This window comes from Streptomyces sp. NPDC005141 (genome assembly GCF_053599975.1).
The window spans coordinates 72,045-92,801 of record NZ_JBSFYW010000023.1 but is presented as its reverse complement, the minus strand read 5'-3'; the positions used below and the strand labels follow the sequence as shown (position 1 = coordinate 92,801).

Annotated in this window: 19 protein-coding genes and 1 pseudogene; 6 read left to right on the top strand and 14 right to left on the bottom strand. The window is 72.5% G+C overall.

The window, feature by feature from the left end; genetic code table 11:
* Window positions 1-26 precede the first annotated feature (26 nt).
* On the bottom strand, window positions 27-668 hold the full coding sequence (locus ACWD68_RS20065; protein WP_451807758.1) for a hypothetical protein: 642 nt from the start codon (window positions 666-668) through the stop codon (window positions 27-29).
* Window positions 665-2,373, bottom strand: a pseudogene (locus ACWD68_RS20060) (PHP domain-containing protein). Before ACWD68_RS20060 ends, ACWD68_RS20065 begins: the two are co-directional and overlap by 4 nt.
* A 248-nt stretch (window positions 2,374-2,621) precedes the next feature.
* Here ACWD68_RS20060 and ACWD68_RS20055 point away from each other — a divergent pair.
* Window positions 2,622-3,221, top strand: a complete 600-nt coding sequence (locus ACWD68_RS20055) for a TetR/AcrR family transcriptional regulator (protein WP_451807757.1) — start codon at window positions 2,622-2,624, stop codon at window positions 3,219-3,221.
* A gap of 119 nt (window positions 3,222-3,340) precedes the next feature.
* On the opposite strand, the gene ACWD68_RS20050 is transcribed toward ACWD68_RS20055, so the two are convergent.
* A complete protein-coding gene (locus tag ACWD68_RS20050; RefSeq protein WP_451807756.1) occupies window positions 3,341-3,811 on the bottom strand; it encodes an Lrp/AsnC family transcriptional regulator in 471 nt (156 codons plus the stop codon).
* Between the two features lie 171 nt (window positions 3,812-3,982).
* Between ACWD68_RS20050 and ACWD68_RS20045 the strand changes: the two genes are divergently transcribed.
* A complete protein-coding gene (locus ACWD68_RS20045; RefSeq protein WP_451807755.1) occupies window positions 3,983-4,588 on the top strand; it encodes an amino acid permease in 606 nt (201 codons plus the stop codon).
* A gap of 203 nt (window positions 4,589-4,791) precedes the next feature.
* On the opposite strand, the gene ACWD68_RS20040 is transcribed toward ACWD68_RS20045, so the two are convergent.
* Together ACWD68_RS20040 and ACWD68_RS20035 are read right to left on the bottom strand one after the other, a co-directional pair.
* Window positions 4,792-5,571, bottom strand: a complete 780-nt coding sequence (locus tag ACWD68_RS20040; protein WP_451807754.1) for an isocitrate lyase/PEP mutase family protein — start codon at window positions 5,569-5,571, stop codon at window positions 4,792-4,794.
* Window positions 5,568-6,026: a hypothetical protein gene (locus tag ACWD68_RS20035; protein WP_451807753.1), complete on the bottom strand. Its 459-nt coding sequence runs from the start codon at window positions 6,024-6,026 to the stop codon at window positions 5,568-5,570. The genes ACWD68_RS20040 and ACWD68_RS20035 overlap by 4 nt, the downstream gene beginning before the upstream one ends.
* A 301-nt stretch (window positions 6,027-6,327) precedes the next feature.
* Between ACWD68_RS20035 and ACWD68_RS20030 the strand changes: the two genes are divergently transcribed.
* Both ACWD68_RS20030 and ACWD68_RS20025 read left to right on the top strand, forming a co-directional pair.
* On the top strand, window positions 6,328-6,879 hold the full coding sequence (locus ACWD68_RS20030; RefSeq protein ID WP_451807752.1) for a SigE family RNA polymerase sigma factor: 552 nt from the start codon (window positions 6,328-6,330) through the stop codon (window positions 6,877-6,879).
* Complete coding sequence (locus ACWD68_RS20025; RefSeq protein WP_451807751.1) at window positions 6,876-8,222, top strand: outer membrane protein assembly factor BamB family protein; 1,347 nt, start codon at window positions 6,876-6,878, stop codon at window positions 8,220-8,222. Before ACWD68_RS20030 ends, ACWD68_RS20025 begins: the two co-directional genes overlap by 4 nt.
* Window positions 8,223-8,302: 80 nt before the next feature.
* On the opposite strand, the gene ACWD68_RS20020 is transcribed toward ACWD68_RS20025, so the two are convergent.
* The 6 genes from ACWD68_RS20020 to ACWD68_RS19995 all read right to left on the bottom strand — a co-directional run bounded on the left by ACWD68_RS20020 (window position 8,303) and on the right by ACWD68_RS19995 (window position 15,687).
* Complete coding sequence (locus ACWD68_RS20020; protein WP_451807750.1) at window positions 8,303-8,800, bottom strand: hypothetical protein; 498 nt, start codon at window positions 8,798-8,800, stop codon at window positions 8,303-8,305.
* Window positions 8,801-8,863: 63 nt separating this feature from the next.
* A complete protein-coding gene (locus ACWD68_RS20015) occupies window positions 8,864-9,598 on the bottom strand; it encodes a rhomboid family intramembrane serine protease (protein WP_451807749.1) in 735 nt (244 codons plus the stop codon).
* Between the two features lie 124 nt (window positions 9,599-9,722).
* Window positions 9,723-11,459 carry a DUF2264 domain-containing protein gene (locus tag ACWD68_RS20010; RefSeq protein WP_451807748.1) on the bottom strand — a complete coding sequence of 579 codons (1,737 nt, stop codon included), beginning with the start codon at window positions 11,457-11,459 and terminating at the stop codon, window positions 9,723-9,725.
* A 100-nt stretch (window positions 11,460-11,559) separates the two neighbouring features.
* Complete coding sequence (locus ACWD68_RS20005; protein ID WP_451807747.1) at window positions 11,560-12,648, bottom strand: rhamnogalacturonan acetylesterase; 1,089 nt, start codon at window positions 12,646-12,648, stop codon at window positions 11,560-11,562.
* A 291-nt stretch (window positions 12,649-12,939) separates the two neighbouring features.
* The gene (locus tag ACWD68_RS20000) at window positions 12,940-14,349 is read right to left on the bottom strand and encodes an RICIN domain-containing protein (protein ID WP_451807785.1); all 1,410 of its coding nucleotides are present in this window, start codon (window positions 14,347-14,349) and stop codon (window positions 12,940-12,942) included.
* Between the two features lie 555 nt (window positions 14,350-14,904).
* The gene (locus tag ACWD68_RS19995) at window positions 14,905-15,687 is read right to left on the bottom strand and encodes a class I SAM-dependent methyltransferase (RefSeq protein ID WP_451807746.1); all 783 of its coding nucleotides are present in this window, start codon (window positions 15,685-15,687) and stop codon (window positions 14,905-14,907) included.
* 261 nt (window positions 15,688-15,948) lie between these two features.
* On the opposite strand from ACWD68_RS19995, the gene mmuM reads away from it, so the two are divergent.
* Complete coding sequence (gene mmuM / locus ACWD68_RS19990) at window positions 15,949-16,875, top strand: homocysteine S-methyltransferase (protein ID WP_451807745.1); 927 nt, start codon at window positions 15,949-15,951, stop codon at window positions 16,873-16,875.
* A gap of 36 nt (window positions 16,876-16,911) precedes the next feature.
* Here mmuM and ACWD68_RS19985 read toward each other — a convergent pair whose 3' ends face one another.
* Together ACWD68_RS19985 and ACWD68_RS19980 are read right to left on the bottom strand one after the other, a co-directional pair.
* A complete protein-coding gene (locus ACWD68_RS19985) occupies window positions 16,912-18,603 on the bottom strand; it encodes a carboxylesterase/lipase family protein (RefSeq protein ID WP_451807784.1) in 1,692 nt (563 codons plus the stop codon).
* Window positions 18,604-18,705: 102 nt separating this feature from the next.
* Window positions 18,706-19,407, bottom strand: a complete 702-nt coding sequence (locus ACWD68_RS19980) for a ThuA domain-containing protein (RefSeq protein ID WP_451807744.1) — start codon at window positions 19,405-19,407, stop codon at window positions 18,706-18,708.
* Between the two features lie 80 nt (window positions 19,408-19,487).
* Between ACWD68_RS19980 and ACWD68_RS19975 the strand changes: the two genes are divergently transcribed.
* The gene (locus ACWD68_RS19975; RefSeq protein ID WP_451807743.1) at window positions 19,488-19,901 is read left to right on the top strand and encodes a VOC family protein; all 414 of its coding nucleotides are present in this window, start codon (window positions 19,488-19,490) and stop codon (window positions 19,899-19,901) included.
* 9 nt (window positions 19,902-19,910) lie between these two features.
* Here the strand turns inward: ACWD68_RS19975 and ACWD68_RS19970 are convergent, their stop codons facing one another.
* On the bottom strand, window positions 19,911-20,750 hold the full coding sequence (locus ACWD68_RS19970) for a helix-turn-helix domain-containing protein (RefSeq protein ID WP_451807742.1): 840 nt from the start codon (window positions 20,748-20,750) through the stop codon (window positions 19,911-19,913).
* Window positions 20,751-20,757 lie beyond the last annotated feature (7 nt).

The following is a 20,757-nucleotide window of genomic DNA, read 5'->3' as shown; positions in this document are numbered from 1 at the left end:
GCCGGCCTCCGCGCCGCATGTCGGACTCAATGGTCCGCACAGCAGGGTGTCGGGTCAGGCACCTCGAAGGGAACCAGTGCTCCGCCCGCGGCGGGCATCGCCGCGAGGACCAGGCGACCGTCGCGCCACTCGGGACGTACGTGGTCACGCGTGATCAACTGCCGTCCCTGAGCGGCGCCTTCGGGCGAGCCGAGTACGGTGATCCGCTCCACCGCGGAGACTTCCAGAAGCCGCGCGACGGTCACGGTGCCGGTCAGGGCGTCGGCCCCCGGGTACAGGACGGCACGGCCACCCGTGCGCGCCGTGTGCTCGGCGACGGCGTGTGCGGCTCCGGCCGCGAGATCGTCGGGCCCGTGCCGCTCACCGCCGAAGGCAGCGCCCAGGACGACACCGCCACCGGCACCGGCACCAGCACCGGCACCGGCACCGGGGACGATGGCGGATTCGGTCCCCAGGAGCCGGCGCCAGGCCGCGCGGGCCGCACGTTCCGACGGCAGGGCGAAGGACAGCGCCGTGTGCGGACGCCGTCCGTCCCGTACGTGGTGCGTGCAGCCCGACACGTCTTCCTCCAGGTCGAGTTCGACAGCCAGCGCACGCAGCAGGTGGTCGGCCTCCCGCAGGGCTCCCGTGTGACCGGTGTCGACTCCGACGACGTACAGATCGCTCACGAGGGGAGAACCCACACCGGGTTGGAGTAGAACCACAGGTCCTTCCACGGGTCCGCGTCACCGACGACGTCCACGGCCGGACCCGCCGGGTCGACCGCCGCGCCCATCAGACCGACGGCTGAACGGTTGCCGTCGGTGCCCCGCAGACGGACGTACACCGGGCGGTCGACGGCACCGAGGTCGTAGGTGAGCCGGACCGTGCCGGCCGACTTGTTCACCTCGTAGGACCGGGTGACCCGCGCGGTGGGAGCCGTGATCGTGTCCCGGTCCGCGGCCGGGCCCGTCACATCGCCCTGGATGACGTCGACGCGCGCCAACTTCGGCAGGAAGCCCGCCCAGTTGGGGCCACCGGCCAGACCCAGGTCGACGGTGAGCGTGACCCGGGTGCCCTTGCGCACGTGCAGCGCGCCGCCGAGGGTGGCCCAGCGGCCGCCGCCCGCGACGCGCGCGTCGAGACCGCTGATGAGCTGCCCGTGGTCGACCCACACCCGACCGGCGCGGATGCCGTCCATCACGGCGGCGTACGAGAATCCGTCGGCGCCGACGTGCGTACGGCTGTACTGGCCGGGCCAGTAGTCGCCCTGCGTGAGGTCGATCCTGCCGCCGTAGACCGGGTCGGTGTGCCTGCCGTTGGCGGTGAAGTCGCTGTCCGGTCCGCCGCGTACGGCGGTGTCCGTGTAGACCTGGTGGGAGTCGGAGTTGGCGGTGATCCACCAGGGCTTGCCCTCGGCGAGCAGGCTGTCCCACAGTCCGCCGACGGTGGCGGTCATCCAGTCGAAGCCGCCCCAGGTGCGGTAGCTCTCCAGCGGGTACCCGGCGAAGGAGGCGGCGCTCGGGCTGTTGTCGTAGATGCCGCGGGCCCGGCCCATGCCGAGCGGTGTGGCCAGACCGGCGGCCTGGTGGCCCGGGGCACCTTCGAAGCCGACGGCGATCTGCCGGCCGGGCGCGGTGGCATCGCGCCAGCCGCGGATCTCGTGCGGCGAGTCCACACCGCGCCGCGCCGGGTGGTTGGCGAGCATCAGGGCGTCCTTCACCTTGCGCCGTTCCACCTGCTGCGCGAGGAAGTTGAGGCCCGCTACGGCCAGCGCCTCATTGGCGGGCGTCGAGTCGGACGCGCCCTTCACGCTGCCGTCGAGTCGGTCTCGAACTGCTTGAGGACCGCGACCTCGTTCCGGCCCGGATGGACGAAGACGGTGCCGTGCTCGGCGGCCGGGATGTTCCACTCGAGACCCTGGAACACGAGGGTGTCCTCGTAGGCGTCCCGGGCCTCCCGGATGTCCGGGTTGACCTTCTCCACACCGATCTTGGCGTGCGTCTCACTGCCGTGGTCGGTGATGACCATCCAGTCCAGGCCGTGTGCGGCGCCCTGCCGGACCTGGTCGCCGACGCGGTACTTGCCGTCGCTGCTGTACTGGGTGTGGATGTGGTGGTCGCCGGCCAGCCACAGGAAGCCGTTCTTTCTCCGGCCGCTCGTGGAGGCGTACGCGGGGGTGGCGGCCCCCTGCGCGAGGACGCCTCCGGCGGCGAGGCCCGCGCCGAGCAGCCCCGCGCGGCGCAGCAGCGAACGGCGCGACCGCTGCTCGGGAGTGAGCGCCTCGTCGGGCACGGAGGTGTCGAAGGCGGCGGGCAGCGGGGCGCCCGTGTCCTCGTGGCCGTGATGGTGGTGATGGTGATGCCCGTGCTCGTGTCCGTGCGTGTGCCCCATGACCGTCTCCTGAGTCCCGCCCCGCCCTCGCGGGCGCTTCATGAGGAGATTCGGCCCGGAGCATGAACGGCGTGCGGCGTGCTCGTGATCGCGGGGCGACCTGGATCGGTCAACTGACCTTGCCAGTAGGCATGTTGACCGCCCAGGTGTCCGTTGCGTCAGGACTTCCGTGGAGTTCGGGCTCTGTCGGGACTAGGGTTCCGCCTAGATTTCCTAGGAAACACTCCGTGGCGCAAAGGTGGTCCCCCATGGCTCGTGCCGGGCTCACGACCGAACGGGTCGTGCGGGCCGGGGCCGATCTCGCGGACGAGATCGGCTTCGAGAACGTCACCGTGTCGGCGCTGGCCCGGCAGTTCGGGGTGAAGGACGCGAGCATGTACGCGCACGTGAAGAATGTGCGGGAACTGCGCCAGCGCATCGCGCTGCTCGCGTCCGGCGAGATGATCGACCGGATCGCCGCCGCCGTTGCCGGGCGGGCCGGCAAGGACGCGCTCGTCGCGTTCGCCGACGCCTATCGCGCGTACGCGCTGGAGCGGCCCGGCCGCTACCGGGCCACCCACACGCAGCTCGACCCCGCCCTCGTCGCCGGGTCGCCGGCTTACCGCCGCACCGCCGAGGTCACGGGCGACGTCACCTATGGCATGCTCCGCGGCTATGGGCTGTCCGAGCCCGATCTCACCGACGCCGTACGTCTGTTGCGCAGCACCTTCCACGGCTACTGCAGCCTCGAGGCCATCGGCGGATTCGGCGCCCCCCGCGCCGTGGAGACGTCATGGCGGCACGCGCTGGACGCCCTGCACGTGGCCCTGGAGAACTGGCCCCGCGCCCAGGACGGGGACGACGAGTGACCGGGCCGGTCCCGTCGCGCTTCCCGGCGGCCGGCTCGGAGGCCGGGAGCACCCGGTTGACCACGCGGGCCTGCTCGCCCTGACGCTCACGGGAAGCCGGTCGGCCGACCCGCCTGCCGTCACGGTGCGTCGGACGGTCTCAGTGGTCTCGTCACCGGTTTGCTCAGATGCTGATAGATCACCGAGCTGCGGAAGTTGACGATCTCGCGCCGCTTGCTGAAGCGGTCCAGCAGGAAGGAGTGCAGCTGGTCGACGTCCGGGACGGCGACATGGACGAGGAAGTCCTCGCTGCCCGCGACGACGAAGACCGACAGGACCTCGGGGAGACCGGCCGCGTACTGTTTGAAGCCCTCGACGACCTCGCGGCTCAGCGGCCGTACCTGCACGGACAGCAGAGCCTGGACAGGACGGTTGAGGGCGCGCAGGTCGACGGCCGCGTGATAGCCGGTGATCACACCGCGGTTGCGCAGCGCCCGTACGCGCTCCAGACAGGTCGACGGGGCGATGCCGAGTTTGCGGGCCAGTTCCCGGTTGGTCTGCCGCGCATCGCGCTGAAGGTGTTCCACGATCGCCGAATCAAGTGCATCCATGACCGCCACCCTTCCCCGTTCGCCGAATTGAATTCGGCAGATCGTCCGACCATCGCACCCACTGCCTACCTTCGACACAGGATGCCGAACAGTGATCGGGGAGCCGTGCCGATGAACGTACGAACGCGACGGAATCCAGCGAGCATGCGGACGCGGCGGGACCTCATGGGCGTGCGAACACGGCGGGGTCCGGCCGACGCGCGGACGGGGCTGGGGCTGCGGACCGGGACGGCCCTGTGCATGGGGGCCGTCCTGGGCCCCGGGGTGCTCGCGCTGCCGTCGTCGGCCGCGGCGGCGGCCGGGCCCGCGTCGGTGCTCGCCTGGGCCGGGCTGATCGCACTGAGCCTGCCGGTCGCCCTCGTGTTCGCGGCCCTGGGCGCGCGCCACCCGGACGGGGGCGGTGTCTCGGCATTCGTCCGCCGGGCCTTCGGGGAGCGGGCCGCCGCACCCGTCGGCTGGTGGTTCTACTGGGCCGTCCCGCTCGGCGTACCCGCCGCGGCACTGATCGGCGGCGCGTACGTGGCCGCCGCGGCGGGCCTGGGCGGTGCCACCGCGACGGGGGGCGGCGCTCGTCCTGGCGGCCGCGGCCGGGGCGAACATGGCCGGCCTGCGGGCGTCGGGGCGCGCGCAGCGCCTCATGGCGGGGCTGCGCGTATCTGGCGGGCGGGGCGCGGCTGGGCGCGGCGCTCGCCCGGTCCGGGTCGCTCCCCCTGCCGGCGGACCTCGGCATCAGGGGAGGCCTGGCCCTTCTCGCCCCCTGCACGGCGGTCCTGCTGATCGCGGCGCGGGACGTGATCGGCGTGGAGGTGCTGCTCCGGGCGACTTCGGCGTGTCTGGCCGCGGTGACGCCGGCCGGAACGGCGGCTGCCGTCGTGCTGCTCCCCCGGCGCAGCGGCCTGCGCCGCTCCGCGATCGCCGGGTGCGCGCTGGTCGCTGTGGTCGTGGCCTGCTGCGGGGTCTACCTGGTGGTTCCGGTGGTGCTAGGCGTCGCCGCGCTGTGCGCTGAGCGCCTGCACCTCCGCGTAGTCCGGGGCGCCACCCGGCGGCGTTCGTCCGGCCCGGATGTCCAGGGCGGTGTCCAGGGCCGCGCCCAGCGCGCGCCGGTACAGCAGGGACCCGAGGCTGACCCGGCGTACGCCGAGGTCGCCGAGCTGGGGGAAGGTCGGGCCCAGGGGTGCGTAGAGGATGTTGAGCGGCACGTCGAACGTCTTCACCAGGTCGGCGATGCGGCCCGGGTCGCTCAGCCCGGGGACGAACACGCCGTCCGCTCCGGCCTGTGCATAGGCGTCGAGGCGGCGGCAGGTCTCGGCGTGGCCGCCGTCGCCGAGCCAGTACGTGTCGGTCCGCGCGTTCACGAAGAGCTCGGGCACCGCGGCCTTGACGGCCGCGATCTTCGCCGCGTGCAGGCCCACGGGCGCGAGTCCGTCCTCGATGTTGATGCCGGCCACCCCGGCGTCGGCCAGCTCGCGTGCCAGCCCGGCGACATCGTCCGGGTCCTGGCCGAACCCGTCCTCGGCGTCCACCGACAGCAGGAAGCGCCCGCCGCCGAGCTGCCGGGCGAGCCGGAGCGTCAGATCACGGGTCGCCGCAGCGCCGTCGGGCAGCCCGGCGGCAGCGGCGACGCCGAGGCTCGTCGTCCCGACGGCCTCGAAGCCCTGCCGGGCGAGAGCCAGCGCGGAGGCGTGGTCCCAGGCGTTGGGCAGAAGCAGCGGGGTGTCGGCGTGATGGAGCGCGGCGAACGGAGTGGCGACGGGAGTCATGACACCTTTCCCACAGAGTCGGCGTAGTACGTGGATCCCCGTAGATGCAGGGCGAGTTCACGGAACGACCACCCCTCACCCGGCGAGTGGTCGAGCTGGTCGTCGGTCAGCGCCCCGAGCCGGTTCGCCCAGATCCGGGCGAGCCGGTTCAGACGGCTGCGGGCCTCGTCCAGGTCGTCCTCGGTGAACGGGGCGAGATCCGCCTCCGTCGTGCTCGCCGACGCGTGCCAGTGGTCGGGCAACGGCTCTTCGCCCACCAGGCGTGCCTCCAACTCGGCGAGGTGGTCCACGAGATGGTCGGCGACCCGGCGGATCGCCTTGTGCGGGGTGTACACGCGATCGTCGACAGGTACCGGCCGACCGTCCCAGGCGGTCCAGCTCGCCGCCAGGTCCAGCACATGGCCGACCATGGCGGTGACGGCCTCGGCCGGGTCTTCTCTCTGGGTTTCGGTCATGCGGAAACGCTAACGGCGGAACGGTTCGGCGCGGGCCGAACCGTGCTGGGTCCCCTACGTCCCGTCCGCCGAGCGAGAGTTCGGGGCACGCGGCGGGACAGGTGTTCCCACCGAGCAGGAGCTCACCCGGTGGGAGCACCTGTTCCCTCATACCGTTCCCCGGCCTGGAGTTGAGGGAGTGCACCCTCGACCGGTTCACCCTGCCGAGGCCGGACTTGGTATGAATCCACAATCTCGCCCTACGAGGGATAGCCGCGGCCGGCTCATCGCGTCGTGATGATTGCCGAGAAGGGGAGGATCGATGAAGGCGTCGAGTCACGACGAGTTCCGGGAGTTCGTAGCGATGCGCTCCACCGCGCTGCTGCGGCTCGCGGTGCTGCTCACCGGCGGGGACCGGCATGCCGCGGAAGACCTGCTGCAGATCGCGCTGATGAAAGCCTATGGGCGCTGGGCGCAGATCGAGCAGCCCGAGGCGTACATCCGCCAGATCATGTACCGCCAGCAGGTCAACCGCTGGCGGCTGCGCAGACACAGCGCCGAGACGACGGTGCCCGTACTGCCCGAGTCCGGCGGGGAGGCCGGCGCCGAGTCGGACTCCGAGCTGCGGATCGCGCTGTGGGCGGCACTGGGCCGTCTGACGAAGCGGCAGAGAGCCGTGGTCGTCCTGCGCTACTTCGAGGACCTGCCGGAGGCCGAGGTCGCGGCGCTGCTGAGGTGCCCGGTCGGCACGGTGCGCAGTACGGCGCACCGGTCGCTCGCGAAGCTCCGGGCGCTCGTACCGGAGCTGGGGCCCGAAGGGCACGCGGAACAGATGCAGCCGCTCAGCTATACGTCGAAGGGGGTCCAGGGATGACGACGGAACAGGTGGAGGAGAAGGTCCGGGAGACACTGCGCGCGGTCGCGCTGGACCGGGTCCGGGCGCCCGGGGACCTGGTCGAGAAGGTGGTGCGGCGGCGCAGCCGGCGCCGCCTCTCGCAGGCCGCTGGGGCGGCGGTGGCCGTTGCCGCGATCACCGTCGGGGCCGCGCTCGGCTTCTTGGGCGGCGGTGCGGCAGGGCCGGACCGGCCCGTGCGGCCGGCGGCGTCGCCGGAGGGCTGGAAGCCGTGGCAGAGCGGCACCCCGGGCGTCAGCGAGCGGGGCTGCCTGGTGGACGGTTCCGCGCTGTACTGCAGCGGGTCCGAGTACGACGCCGCGAAGTTCGACGCCAACACCGGCGAGCGGCTGTGGACCGTCAAGGTCAATCGCGACGGCGACGGGATCGACCACCCGTTCGCCGTGCGCGACGGTGTGGTCTACGCCTACCGCAATCACACCGCGAAGAACCTGCCGGACGGGGACTACATGGGCGGTACCGATCTGATGGCGGTGGACGCCGACACCGGTGATGTGCTGTGGAAGGTCCGGATGCCGCAGGACGACCGCACCGACCAGGCCGCCATGCTCATCGACGGCGCGGTGCTGGCCAACACCCCGACGCTGCGCTCGATGTCGGCCCTCGATCCGCTGACAGGCAAGGAGAAGTGGCGCCACACCTGGGACAAGGGGATCGTGTGCCAACGGGCGGTGCTGGGCGGTGTGCCCTATCTCGCCTGCCTGCGGGACTCCGAGAAGCCGGACCACACCGACGTCCTCCGTCTCGATCCCGCCACGGGAAGCGCCACCAAGGTCATGACCCTTCCCGGCGGGCAGCAGCTCTTCGGGACCTCAAAGACCCGGTTGGTCCTGGGCGGAAAGCGGGATGCCGCCGGCGACATCCGGCTGACCAGCATCAGCAGCTCCGGGGAGCGGACCTCGCACTCCTATCGGATCAAGGGGGAGATGGCCAACGCGGATGTCGTCGGTGACCGTCTGATCTCCGTGTCCTGGAAGGGCAAGGCATCGGTCTACTCGCTGACCACGGGAAAGACCCTGTGGACCGCCCCGGTGGGCGTCAGGATGCCCGGCAAGGACACGTTGTCGGGCATCGCGTCTCCCGCGGTGTCGGCGGGGCAGGGGGTCGTGTACTTCTTCAGCCCGACCGGAGATCTGTCCGGCCTCGATCTGCGAACGGGTGAGCAGGTCTGGCGCGATCACGTCGACACCGGCAAGGGGAGGCCCGGCCCCGGGATCACGCCGCAGGTCCTGCTGTACGAGGATGTGCTGGTCGCCCGGAACGGCAGCGGGATCGTCTCCCTGCTGCCGCGGATCGGCGACTGATCCGAGGAGCCATGGGCCGGGCGGCACTTAGCCCGGCCCATGCCGGCGTCCTCCCGAGGTCGTGGCGTTCGGAGGCCGACTCACCTCGGTCCTCTGCCACCCGGGCTCCCGCCGATGGCCGGGTCCGACCGTGCCGCCCTGTGCAGCGCGTTGAGTGCCTCGATGAGCGCGGTGCTCAAACCCTGGCGGCCGGCAACGGAACTGTCGGACGGGTCTCGGGCGCACACCAGGATGGCCCAGAGACGCTCGTTGACCGTCATCGCCGCCTGCCACGCCGCGTCATCCCCCAGCAGCACAAGACCTTCGAACAGGATGGAGCGCCGGGCCTCCGCGGCGTCCATCGCCGACGGTGCCTCGGAACCGTCCTCGCCACGCTCGCGTGCTTCGACGGCCTGCCTGGCAGCCCGGTTCGCTTCCTTCACGCAGGAGACGTACTCGATGTAGGTGTCGAGCTTGCGCTCGTCCCACCGCGTGGCCATGCTCTGCCGGAACTTGACACGCTCCGCCAGGCTGGTGGCGAAGAACGACGTGACCGCACCCAGCAGGACTCCGACCAGCGTGATGATCTGACTTGCCATACGGATCAAGTCAGCGGTCAGGCCGCGCCGTTCGAGGCACTCGTTCCTGAGACCGGGAATCGGCTACAGCAGGCCCAGGTCTCCGAGTTCCTTGTGCAGGTCCGCGCGCGGGTTGTCGGTGCCTGGCCTCGCGGTGCGACGCGCCGTCGCGTCCGGGGCGCCGGGAGAGGGGGCGGCCGGGAGGGCCGGTGCGCGCCGGTCACGGAAGAGCCAGGCCCCGAGCAGGCCGCCGATCAGGCCTCCGAGGTGTCCGAGCCAGCTCACCCCCGGCGTCCCGGGTACGGCGACGGTGAGCATGTAGGCGAAGGAGGCCGCCATGACGACTCCGATCAGCGTGTCGATCAGATGCCGGTCGAAGATCCCGCGGACCACGACATAGCCGAAGTACCCGAAGATCAGTCCGCTGGCGCCCACCGTCTCCACGCTGCCGCGCTCGAAGAACCACACCACGAGCCCGCTGGTCACCGCCACGAGCAGACTCAGCCCGAGGAAGCGGACCACGCCTCGGTAGGCGGCGAGGAACCCGAAGACGAACAGCGGACCGGAGTTGCTCTCGATGTGCGCCCAACTCCAGTGCAGGAAGGGCGCGCTGAGGATGTCGGGCAAGGTGGCGAGGTCGCCGGACACGAGCCCGTAGTCCCGCGAGAGGGCGTAGTGGTCGGCGTAGTTGGCCAGTTGCACCAGCCAGACGATCACGAGAAACCCGAACATCACGAAGAACGCCTTCCGCGCCTCCGCGATCAACCGCTCGGCATCGACCGGGCCCCTGCCGGTCCGGTCCTGGTCCGACCCACCCATGGCACAACCCCTCCCCCAGCGGATCCGCTTCCGCCTCACCCCGAACTCTAGGGAATCCGGGCGGCGACGACCGCCCCCGGTCGTCACCTCCCGTCATCCTCGCCGGGTCCTTCCTCGCGCTCTCCTACCGCACCACCACCGACGGCCCCGAGGACGCGCCTTCCCCGCCGGCGGAACCCTCGAAGCGGAAGCTCGCCGTGTCTCCCGGCGCCCAGGTGACCGTCATGTCGTAGACGCCCGGCCCCTCTTCGTCGCTCGCCGCCACCCGCACGGACACCAGGTCCGCGAGCGGGTGGGGCTCCGGCTCGGCGGTGAGGCGGACAAGGGCGACGAAGAGAGAGGCGTCGTCCCCGGTGACGCCGTCCCCCGCTCCCGACAGACCGTGCACGGGCACGACTTCGGAACGCACGCCGTCCCGCGCGGCCCAGCCCGTGACCCGTACCGGCGTGCCGGGCGCCGCACCCGACACCAGATGGGCCCGCACCTCCACGGCACCGCGGGCGACCACGAGGGAGGCGGCCCGGATGCCCTCCGACACGGTGTGCCGGGACGCCGCCCAGCCCCCGCCGACACCCAGCGGCTCGATCCCCGTACGGCTCGCTTCGGCACCGACGATCACGCTGTTGTCGTACGACGGCGAGGGCTCCGTCACCGTCGAATAGGCGAGCCGCGTGTAGTACGGGTCGTAGCGGACGTCCTCGCTGCCATGGTTGTGAAGGCGCACCAGACCGTCCGAACGCGTCGACTGGAGAAGCCAGTTGGGCGGTCCGACCGAGGTCACGGCGTCGGCGCGTTCCGTCGGGCCCGGCTCCTCCGTGGCCGTCCAGACCTCGTGGTCCGGGGGCAGCAGCAGACCGACGAAGGCCTTGCCGGCCCAGTACGGAGAGGCGGGGCCGGAATACCTCTGCAGGAACGCCTCGTCGGGGCCGCGCCAGCCAAGGGTGAGCAGGCCCTTGTCGTCCACCGCGCCCCGGTCGAGGAAGTAGCGCAGGGCACCCGACGCGAGGCGGCGGGTCTCGCCCGGGGACAGAGGTGTACGGCCGGTGAGCGCGCCGAGCCAGAGGGGGGCGGTGGTCGCGAAACGGTAGGTGAGCGAGCGGCCTTGGAGCATCGGCGCACCGTCACCGCCGAACAGGCGGGCGTAGTCTCCGAGATGGGCCTCGAGGCGGCCGGCGTACAGATCGAGCAGCCGGGTGTCGTCCGCCAGCCACGCGTGCAGCACCGGGTAGAGGTGCATCGCCCAGCCGTTGTAGTAGTCGAACTTCCGCCCGTGACCGTCGGTGTACCAGCCCTCGCCGAGATACCACTGCTCGATGCGCTCCAGCCCGCGGTCGATGGCGGCGCGGGACGCCTCGGGTTCGTACCCGATCTCCTGAAGGAAGCCGCCGACCGTCACCGGGAACAACTCCCAGTTGCAGGGCCAGGGTTCGGCCGTCAGCGCGTCACCGAGCCATTCGGCGGCGCGCTGCTGCACGCCGTCGTCCAGGCGGTCCCAGAGCAGGGGCCGGGTCAGCCGCAGCGCGAGCGCGATCGACGCGGCCTCGACGAGCGGCTGGCTGCGGTCCTCGACTCGGGGCCAGACGCCCGCGGTTCCGGCGGCCAGCCCCTCCGCGTATCGCTCCAGGACCTTCTCGTCGCGGCGGAAGGCGGCCGGCAGCAGAGTGCGGGCGTAACCCTCCAGGCCGTCGGAGAGTCCCCCGGAGGCGCTCGTGTGCGTTCCGGGGAGGTGGTAGAGGGCTCCGTCGTCGGTGGCGTACGGAGCGACCGCGGCGAGCAGGGAATCGGCGACCGCCTCCCAATGGGCGCGCGTGCAGCCGGTGTACGGGCTCAGGGCGCGGTCCTCTGAGGGCTCGGAGGGCATCACATGGACTTCCTGTCTGGGCTGTCGGCGGGCATCACGTCCCGGAAGGCCGGGGTGGGTACCTGGGGCGTCCCGGTTCCGGTCGGAACGCCCCAGGGGCTCATCCCACCCGCACCAGAGCCTTCGGCACCAGATGCAGGGCGAGGAGTTCGTCGCGGACCAGGGCCGCGTACACCGTGGCGCCGTGCGCCGAGGTGTGGGTGTTGTCCCGCTTCTCGTTGGAGAGATAGATCGCCTTGGAGTCCTCGACGCCGAGTGATTCGACGAGGGCCTTGGTCTTCGCCGTGAGGTCGATGAGCGGCACGTCCTCGGCGGCGGCGACCGAGCGGATGACGGTCGGATGGTCCACCCCCAGGCCGTTCACCAGCAGCGCGGTGCCGTTGTCCAGGGTGCCGTCCGCGTTGAACCAGCGGCGGACGATCGGCGTGACGAGGACGGGCTCGCCGCCCCGGGCTCGCACACCCGCGACGAGCGTCTCGAGGTTCGTCCGGTACGTCGCTTCGTCGGTCGTCTTGTCGTTGTGGGCGAGCTGGATGAGCACCAGGTCGTGCTCGCGGACGAGCGGCTGGACGGTCGGGAAGAGCGCCGGGGTCGCGAGATAGGTGACCGTACTCTCCCCGGAATCGGCGTAGTTGGCGACGGAGAGGCCCCGGCGGAGGTATTGCGGCAGCTGCTGGCCCCAGCCGGAGTACGGGTCACCGGGCTGGTCGCAGACCGTCGAGTCGCCGACCAGGAAGATCTGCCGGGTGTGCGCGCGAGCGTCCGCCGGCCGTGCGGAGCCAAGTGCCCGAGGAACGGCCGGGGTCACCCGGATGTCGGTCGGCGCGGGTGCCGAACCTCCGAGGACGAGATCCAGGCCCGGGGTGCCCTCGGGGCCGGTCGGCTCGCCTTCGGGGGTGCGGACGTTCACGGTGAAACTGCGCACCACGCGCCGGCCCGCCCCGGTGGCGGTCTCGGGGAGCAGCGAGCGGCGGGTCTCTCCGCTGATCGACGTACTGGCCGCGGCATCACCGCCCAGCAGCACCGTGACGTCGTAAGTCCCCGGCGGGACGTCGAAGTGACAGGCGGCCGCCGTGCAGTTCTCGTCGCCCAGGACGGGCCGCCCCGCGCGGGCCTGGGCCGGAGTGGCCGGCAGCGCACCTGCGGCGGCCACCGCCAGCAGCGACACGGCGATGGTGAGACGTCTCATACGCGGCTCCTCCGACGGGACGACAGCACAACAGGACGACGGCGCAACAGGGCGACGGGACAGCGACGCGAGCTGGCCCGGCGGCAGGACGGTACCGCCATTAGCAAGCGCTTTCTAGTCCGCAGCCGAACTTCCCGCCGCCCTCGAGCGGCTCACGACCGTCCCCGCCGACGGGACGCCGTGGGACGACCCGCGGGCTCGTCGCCCAACTCGACGACGGGCCCGACCCGCAGACAGTCGTGCGCGTCGCGACCCAGGCGGTCCGACGCGCACGAAGCCTTCCGGCGTCGCTCACGTGCCGCGTGTCCACTGCTGGTTGGTGCCCGCGTTGCAGCTGTAGGTGATGAGCGCCGCGGAGTTGGCGGTGGACCCGCCGGACACGTCCAGGCACTCGCCGGACGCCCGGGCCTTCAGGAGCACATAGCCGCCGGAGGCCGTCACCGACCACTGCTGGGCGGTGGCGCCGGCGCAGTTCTCCTGTGTGACGCCGGTGGCGCCTTCGGTCAGACACAGGGAACTGCCCCGGCCCATCAGCTCGTAGTAGCCGCCGCCCAGGGACTTGAACCAGAACTTCTGGTTCGCCCCGCCGTTGCAGGTGTACTGGGCGAGCGCCACCCCCTGCCACAGCGACTGGTTGAGCACGTCGGCGCACTTGCTGGAGTGACGGGCCGTCAGGGTCTCGTAGGCGGCGCTCGTTCCGCCGATGGTCCCGGCGGTCGTGTCGACGGTGATCTCCGGGGACCAGGACAGGGACATCGTGGTCGTCGTCGGGAAGGCCACCGGCAGCCAGACGTACCGGGAGTCGTTGACGGTGCCGCCGAAGGAGTTGCCCCAGCGGTCGCCCAGATAGAGGTACGAGGTGCCCGAAGTCCCCTGCACGGGAAGGACGTACGCGGTCTGCGAGCCGTAGGCCGTGGAGTCACCGACGTTCGTCATCGCCGTCCAGGGGCCGGCCGGCGAGGTCGCGGTGGCGTACTGCTGCTGGTTGGCGCTCCAGCCGGTGGCGGCCGACGTCAGCATGAAGTAGACGCCGCCGCGCTTGAACAGGGCGGGCGCCTCGCGGTGTCCGCCGTGCCAGGGGTCGGCCACCAGGGCCGCGATGCCGGTGTAGTCGGCGGTGAGCCGGTAGATCTGGAGGTCGTAGTTCTCGCGGGCGGCGGAGACCATGTAGCCGGTGCCGTCGGTGTCGACGAAGGTCGTGATGTCGCGGGACATGTACTGGCCGAGCGGCTGGAAGCTGCCCCGGTAGGTGTAGGCGCCGTCCACCGTGTCCGACACGGCGACGGCGGCACGCGCCTCGCTGTAGTCGACGCCGTTCTCCTTGTGCATCCACATGACGAACGTGCCGGTGGACGCGTTGTACATGACCTTGGGCCGCTCGATGTAGGCCGTTCCCAGCTCGGCGGCGCTCGACTGGGTCAGGACGTGGTTGCGGAACTCCCAGTTCTTCAGGTCGGTGGAGCGGTAGGCGTCGACGTACCGGAAGGTGTTGTCGGCGTTGCGGTTCTCGCCGAACCAGTAGTAGTAGGTGCCGACTTTGAGGACACCCCCGCCGTGCGCGTGCACCGGGGCGCCCGAAGTGTCCGCGAACCGGGTGCCGTTGGTGATCGTCTGGGCAACTGCCCGGGCGGGCCCGGCGGCCAGGAGTCCGCCGGTGACGGCCAGACAGAGGGCGACGAGGAGGGCGTACGCACGTCTCAGGGCGTGACGCTCCGCGCGGTTCACCCGAAGGGGGCCGATGGTACGGCTGGTACGGCTCGTGCGGTGAGTGCTCGCGTGGCGAATGGGCTTCGTGCGGCGCGTGCGGCGCGTGCGGCGCGTGCTCACGCTGCTGATGGGACTTGTGCGGCTCATGCGGCTCATGCGGTGACCGTCCGTCCGGTATGCCGAACAATATCTGCGATTACGAACGTTGCCGCCGAAAAAGTAAGCGCGTGCTACGGAGAGGTCAACGGGGCGGACGGGACCGGTCCTGCGGGGTGGGGCCCGCGGGTCGGCCGGGCCGGTGTCCCGAGGCGAGACGGCTCGCTTCGGCGTAGGCCCGGACGAGGGGGCGCCGGTCGTCCGCGCGCCAGGCGAGCGCCGGCCTGCTCCAGGCCGCCGGTCGCGGGTCGCCGACGGCCCTCCGGGGTGGGAGAGCGGCCCTCCGAGAGAGGGCTGCCCCCCGGGGACGGCACTGCGGTCCCCGGGGTGGAACGCGCTCTGCGGGAAGGGCTCTACGGGATGGGTACGCGCTCGGCGAAGAGGAAGGGGGCTCTACGGAGTCGCGCGTCGGGCCGTGATCAGCTCGTGCATATAGCGCTTGGTGACGCTGCCTCCGTGCCGGTTCTCGATCAGCTCGGCGATGCAGTCGAGGAGGCCCCGGAGCGCGGGCGCGGGCAGGGCCCGGTGGTTGGAGTAGGTGCGCAGGACGTCGAGATAGGCCTCGGTCGTATAGGTGATCTCCTGGGGGAAGCACCGGATCCCGACCGGCCCGAGCCGGTCGGAGGCGTCGAGTTCGGTGATGTCGGAGGTCACCGTGGTCTCGTCGGACAGGCGCAGGTCGGGCGGGGTGTCGGGATCCCAGCGTTCGTAGCAGCGCTGGACCCGCGCGAAGAAGTCCGCGGAACCACCGGCCACGTGGTGGGTGGTGACCAGGGCGAGCGTGCCGCCCGGAGCGAGGGCGGCGGTCATCCTGGGCACGCGGACGGCGGGGTCGATCCAGTGGAAGGCGGTGGCGCAGACCGCCAGCTCGAAGCGGTGGCCGGGCGGGGGGCTCCACTCCTCGAAGGCGGCGACCTCGACGCGGGCGTCCGGGAACGGCCGCAGATTGCGCCGGGTCACCGCCGCCAGCGAAGGACCCAGTTCGACCGCGGTGATCCGCAGTCCCGCCCGGGCCAGGGGCACGGTCAGCTGTCCCGTTCCCGGGCCCACCTCCAGGACATGCCCGGCCGGGGACAGCCCGGCGCCGGTGATCAGGGCCTCGACCAGGGCGGGCGGGTAGCCGGGGCGGGCGCGGTCGTAGAGCTCGGCGTCCTCGTCGAACACGTCACGCAGCATCCCCCAAGGCTAGGGGCTGTCGCCGACGCCAGGAGGTCGTACGGCCACCCCGCCTCCATGGCGCAGTGCCCGGCACCCCGGCCGTGTCAGCCATGCGGGCCCCGGCGCCACCGGCGCCACCGGTGGGCGACCTCGTCCGCTCCGCGCCGGCGTTCCGCGATGCGGGAGACCTGCCGTTGACGTCCGTCCCACCCTCCGGGACGGCCGCCCAGCGGGTGGACCGGCCCCGGCGCGGCACCACGGATCGACTAGCGTCGTGCCATGACCAGCGACTCCACCCTCGCCCTCGCCGACGCGCTCTCCTCCGGTCCGGTCGTGCTCGACGGAGGGATGTCCAACCAGCTCGAATCGGCCGGGCACGACCTGAGTGACGCGCTGTGGTCGGCGCGGCTGCTCGCGGAGCGGCCCGAGGCGATCGTCGAGGCGCATCTCGCCTACTACGAGGCGGGCGCGGACGTGGCGATCACCTCCAGCTACCAGGCGACGTTCGAGGGCTTCGCCCGGCGCGGCATCCCGCACGACCGGGCGGCCGAACTGCTCGGCCTGAGCGTCGGGCTGGCGCGCGAGGCCGCCCGGCGCGCGCACGCGAAGGGCGTCGCGCGGCCGCTGTGGGTCGCCGCGTCGGTGGGCCCGTACGGGGCGATGCTCGCGGACGGCTCGGAGTACCGCGGTCGGTACGGGCTGAGCGTCGCGGAGCTGGAACGGTTCCACCGGCCGCGCCTGGAGGTGCTGGCCGCCGCCGCGCCCGACGCGCTGGCCCTGGAGACGGTCCCGGACACGGACGAGGCGCGGGCGCTGCTGCGGGGGGTGCGCGGGCTCGGCGTACCGGCGTGGCTGTCGTACAGCGTGGCCGGTGACCGTACGCGGGCCGGGCAACCCCTGGAGGAGGCCTTCGCCCTGGCCGCCGAGGCGGACGAGGTCATCGCGGTCGGGGTCAACTGCTGCGTCCCCGAGGACGTCGACGCGGCGGTCGCCACCGCCGCGCGCGTGACCGGAAAGCCGGTCGTGGTCTATCCGAACAGCGGCGAGGCCTGGGACGCCCGAGCCCGCGCCTGGACCGGCAGCTCCACGTTCACGGCCTCGCAGGTCGGCGGCTGGGAGCGGGCGGGGGCCCGGCTGATCGGCGGATGCTGCCGGGTGGGCCCGGAGGCGATCGCGGGGATCACGGCGGCCCTGCGGGCCGCGTAGTCCCCGCGTATCCCCCGGCTCCCGCCCGCCGTCGGGTCACGTCCGGCCGGCGCCGCCGGAACGGCGGAAGCGGCGTACGGCCGACAGCGGGGCCGCGATGCGTGCGGACGCCTCGACGGAGGGGTGTGACGCGGGCGCGCCCTCCACGGGTCCGGCCGGCCGGACAGCGGGATCGGCGGGTCCGGCCGCGGCCCTGGCCGATTCGTCCTCCCACAGGGCGAGCTCGCGGTCGCGCGGGCCCCGCACGGTGTGCGGGTCGCCTTCGCCGAAGATCCGGACCGGGTGCGAGGCGTCCCAGGCGGCCCACCCCGGGTCCCCGTCGACCGCGAACCGCACCCACGCACGGTGCATGGCGTCCGCCAGCTCCCGCGGGGCGCCCGGGCCCGCGAGCTTCGCCGACTCCGGTACGCCGACGGTGTCGAAGACGAAGCCCAGTTCCAGGGCGTGACAGGCACCGAGGCCGGGAACGTTGGACGGCCAGGCGAACTCGTAGACATGGGCGGGGGTCCGGTGCTCGCCGGGGACGTCCGCGTCGAGGGACGCGGTGGGCCGGCCGCTCCGCGCGTCGGCGAGGCGGTGCAGCGGGACCCGCAGGAGGTGGTCGGTGACCATCTGGCCGACGAGATCGGCGGTGCCCGCTTCCGGGTGGAGGGCTCGGTAGCCGCGGGGCACCTCGTGGCCGCAGTGGCAGCGGGCCATCGCACCAGCCAGGGCGACCGGGCCGAGCCGGTCGACGCGTTCCAGGAGGCCGCCCGGTACGAGCCACAGCCGGTACTCGTCGCGGGTCCAGCCGAGCAGGAGGCCGACGTCCGGCGCGGCGCCCTCGACGAGGGCCTCCAGCGGGTCGCGCGGCACGAGGTCGCCGTCGACGACGATGCCGAAGGCGGGACCGCCGAGCACCGGGCTGCTGAGTCTGCCCACGTCGGCCTGGGTCCGCAGGAGCAGGTCGCGGTCGACGGCGGCGAACGCCTCCGCCGTCGCGGGGACCTTCAGCCGGGTGGCCATCCTGCGCACCATCCGGCGCACCTTGTCGCGGTCGCTCGCCTCGGGCGGCCCGCTCTGCAGGACCGCCCGGTGGAACAGGCCCTGGGCGCGCGGACTCGCGAGCAGCGCGCCGATGCTGATGGCCCCGGCGGACTCGCCGAAGACGGTCACCCGGTCGGGGTCGCCGCCGAACCGGGCGACGGACTCCCGCACCCACTCCAGCGCGGCGAGCTGGTCGCGCAGCCCGGGGTTGGCGGGCGCGTCCGGGAAGAGGCCGTAACCCTCCACGCCCAGGCGGTAGTTGGCGGACACGAAGACCACGCCGTCGCGCGCGAAGGCGCGCCCGTCGTACACGGGAACGGCCGAGGAACCACGGGTCAGGGCTCCACCGTGGATCCACACCATGACGGGGAGCCGGGCGCCGGGGTCCGGCTCCGGAGTCCACACGTTCAGATTGAGGCAGTCGTCACCGGGTACGACGGGGTCGGCGAGGAGCCGGGCGAACGCTTCGGAGTAGGGCGGCTTCGGCGGCGTCGGTCCGAACGCGCCGACGTCCCGCACCCCGTCCCAGGGCTCGGGCGGTACGGGCGGGCGGAAGCGGCGGGCGCCGAAGGGCGGGGCAGCGTACGGGATCCCCCGGAAGACCGCGATCCCGTTCTCGTACCGGCCGCGCACCGCTCCGTACGGGGTGGCGACCACCGGGTCCTTCGTCTCCGCCACCGGATCCACCGCGTCCACCGCCATCCGGGACCAGCTCCTCATCGTCGCGAGTCGTAAGGATCAGAGCACCACATCACTTCCCGGTATTCCTGCGGAGGTCCCCATTCGGCCGAAATGGCTGTACGGCTACGGCTGTGCGGCGGAGGCCGGCGCGACCGGGTCCGAACCGGCCGCGGGCCCCCGCGCCGCCCAGAGGATGCCGCCGAGCAGATGCCGGCGGAAGTCCGGGTCCTCGTACGCCCGCGCGGTGTGGCCGAGCGCGGTGTAGAAGACCCGGCCCGCGCCCTGTTCCCGGCACCACACCAGAGGGTGGTCGTCGCCCATTCCGCCGCCCTCGTAGGAGGTTTCGTCGGCGGAGGCGAGCACGCGGGCCGAACCGCGCGGGCTGGAGCGGAAGTCGTACCACTCGTCCGTGAACTCCCAGACGGGCGGCAGGTGCCGGGTGGCGGGATGTCCGTGGTCCTCGACGAGGACCCGGCCCGGCTGGAGGTCCGGGTGCCGGTCGAAGCGGGCGCCGAGCAGTTCGCCGTAGCGGGGCCACTCGTACTCGGTGCAGGCGGCGGCGTGCACCCCGACGAACCCGCCACCGCCCTCGACGTACGCCGCGAGCCGGTCACGGCCCGGTGGCGTCAGCACCTCGCCGCTCGTCGAGAGGAAGACGATCGCCGCGTAGGGGTCGAGCGGTGCCTCGAAGGCCGCGGGGTCCTCGGTGGCGTCGGCCGCGAAGCCGTGCGCGTCACCGAGGCCGCGCACGGCGGCGAGGGCGGCCGGAATGGAGTCGTGCCGGTAGCCGGTGGTGCGGGTGAAGACAAGAACGCGGAAGACCATGACAGGAGCCTAGGGCGACCGTCCGCGGTGGTGTCCGTTTCGTTCAAGCCGGTCGTCCGCGGCCCGCCTACGGTGGCCGTATGACTCCACGATTCGATGTGATCGGGCTGGCCGTCTCCGACATGGCCGCCTCCCTCGCCTTCTACAGCCGGCTCGGGCTCTCCTTCCCCGAAGGTGCGGAGAACGAGCCGCACGTCGAGGCCGAGCTGCCCGGTGGGCTGCGCCTCGCGCTGGACACTGAGGAGACCATCCGGTCGTTCCACGCCGGGTGGCGGCCTCCGAGCGGCGGCGGCAGGGTGTCGCTCGCCTTCCTCTGCGACAGCCCCGCCGAGGTCGACTCCGTGTACGAGGAGCTCGTCGGCGCGGGCCACCACGGCGAGCTCAAACCATGGGACGCCTTCTGGGGCATGCGCTACGCCGTCGTGCACGACCCGGACGGCAACGGCGTCGACCTGTTCGCCCGTCTGCCCGGGGAACCGGCTCCGGCGCAGTAGTCCGGCTCGCTACCGGTGAGCGACCAGTTCACCGAGCGTCGCTCCCGCCAACTCCCGCACATCTCGCGCCAGATGGGCCTGGTCCGCGAACCCGGCGCGCAGCGCGGTCTCCGCGAAGGGCACGCCGTCCCGGGCGAGGGCGAGCGCCCGCTGCAGTCGCAGGACCCGGGCCAGGGTCTTGGGTCCGTAGCCGAAGGCGGCGAGCGAGCGGCGGTGCAACTGCCGTGCGCCCAGGCCCAGTCCGTCGGCCGTCTCGGCGACCGGGCGTCCCGCGTCCAGGGCGGCCACCACCTCCCGGAGCAGCGGATCGGGGGGCTCGGCTTCGGCCGCCCGGAGCAGCGCGACCTCTTCGAGCGCGTCCACGGGGTCGGTGGCCGCGTCGATCCGCGCGGTGAGGCGCCGCACCTCGGAGGCGGGCCACAGGTCGGTCAACTCCACGCGCCGGTCCCGGAGTTCGTTCGCGGGCACACCCAGGTAGGCGGGTGCCGTGCCGGGGAAGAAGCGGACGCCCGCCCAGCCGCCGGGCACTCCGTCCGGAATGTAGGGCCGTGTATCGGGACCGGCGACGAGCAACCGCCCCTCGGTCCACAGCAGATCCATGCAGCCGTCGGGAAGCACGGCACCGGGAGCGGCCCCGGACCCGTCCTCGTCCCCGACTCCGCGCCCTCCTCCGCGCCCGTCCCCGCGCCCGTCCCCGGAGGCGAGCACGGACACCGCTCCCGTCACCCGCGCGGACGCCGTCGTCGTGAGGCGCGGTCCCGCCGCGACTCCACCCCCCGGTGAGGGACCGGTCAGGACGCGGCTCCAGACCACCGCGCCCGGCAACCGGGACGCCCGTTCCGCGTACATGTACGCC

Bases quoted from the DNA above. Each gene is read 5' to 3' on its own strand.
- ACWD68_RS20055 (WP_451807757.1), top strand. From the start codon at position 2,622: ATGGCTCGTGCCGGGCTCACGACCGAACGGGTCGTGCGGGCCGGGGCC.
- ACWD68_RS20050 (WP_451807756.1), bottom strand. From the start codon at position 3,811: ATGGATGCACTTGATTCGGCGATCGTGGAACACCTTCAGCGCGATGCG.
- ACWD68_RS20040 (WP_451807754.1), bottom strand. From the start codon at position 5,571: ATGACTCCCGTCGCCACTCCGTTCGCCGCGCTCCATCACGCCGACACC.
- ACWD68_RS20035 (WP_451807753.1), bottom strand. From the start codon at position 6,026: ATGACCGAAACCCAGAGAGAAGACCCGGCCGAGGCCGTCACCGCCATG.
- ACWD68_RS20030 (WP_451807752.1), top strand. From the start codon at position 6,328: ATGAAGGCGTCGAGTCACGACGAGTTCCGGGAGTTCGTAGCGATGCGC.
- ACWD68_RS20025 (WP_451807751.1), top strand. From the start codon at position 6,876: ATGACGACGGAACAGGTGGAGGAGAAGGTCCGGGAGACACTGCGCGCG.
- ACWD68_RS20020 (WP_451807750.1), bottom strand. From the start codon at position 8,800: ATGGCAAGTCAGATCATCACGCTGGTCGGAGTCCTGCTGGGTGCGGTC.
- ACWD68_RS20015 (WP_451807749.1), bottom strand. From the start codon at position 9,598: ATGGGTGGGTCGGACCAGGACCGGACCGGCAGGGGCCCGGTCGATGCC.
- ACWD68_RS20010 (WP_451807748.1), bottom strand. From the start codon at position 11,459: ATGCCCTCCGAGCCCTCAGAGGACCGCGCCCTGAGCCCGTACACCGGC.
- ACWD68_RS20005 (WP_451807747.1), bottom strand. From the start codon at position 12,648: ATGAGACGTCTCACCATCGCCGTGTCGCTGCTGGCGGTGGCCGCCGCA.
- ACWD68_RS19995 (WP_451807746.1), bottom strand. From the start codon at position 15,687: ATGCTGCGTGACGTGTTCGACGAGGACGCCGAGCTCTACGACCGCGCC.
- mmuM (WP_451807745.1), top strand. From the start codon at position 15,949: ATGACCAGCGACTCCACCCTCGCCCTCGCCGACGCGCTCTCCTCCGGT.
- ACWD68_RS19985 (WP_451807784.1), bottom strand. From the start codon at position 18,603: ATGGCGGTGGACGCGGTGGATCCGGTGGCGGAGACGAAGGACCCGGTG.
- ACWD68_RS19980 (WP_451807744.1), bottom strand. From the start codon at position 19,407: ATGGTCTTCCGCGTTCTTGTCTTCACCCGCACCACCGGCTACCGGCAC.
- ACWD68_RS19975 (WP_451807743.1), top strand. From the start codon at position 19,488: ATGACTCCACGATTCGATGTGATCGGGCTGGCCGTCTCCGACATGGCC.
- ACWD68_RS19970 (WP_451807742.1), bottom strand. From the start codon at position 20,750: ATGTACGCGGAACGGGCGTCCCGGTTGCCGGGCGCGGTGGTCTGGAGC.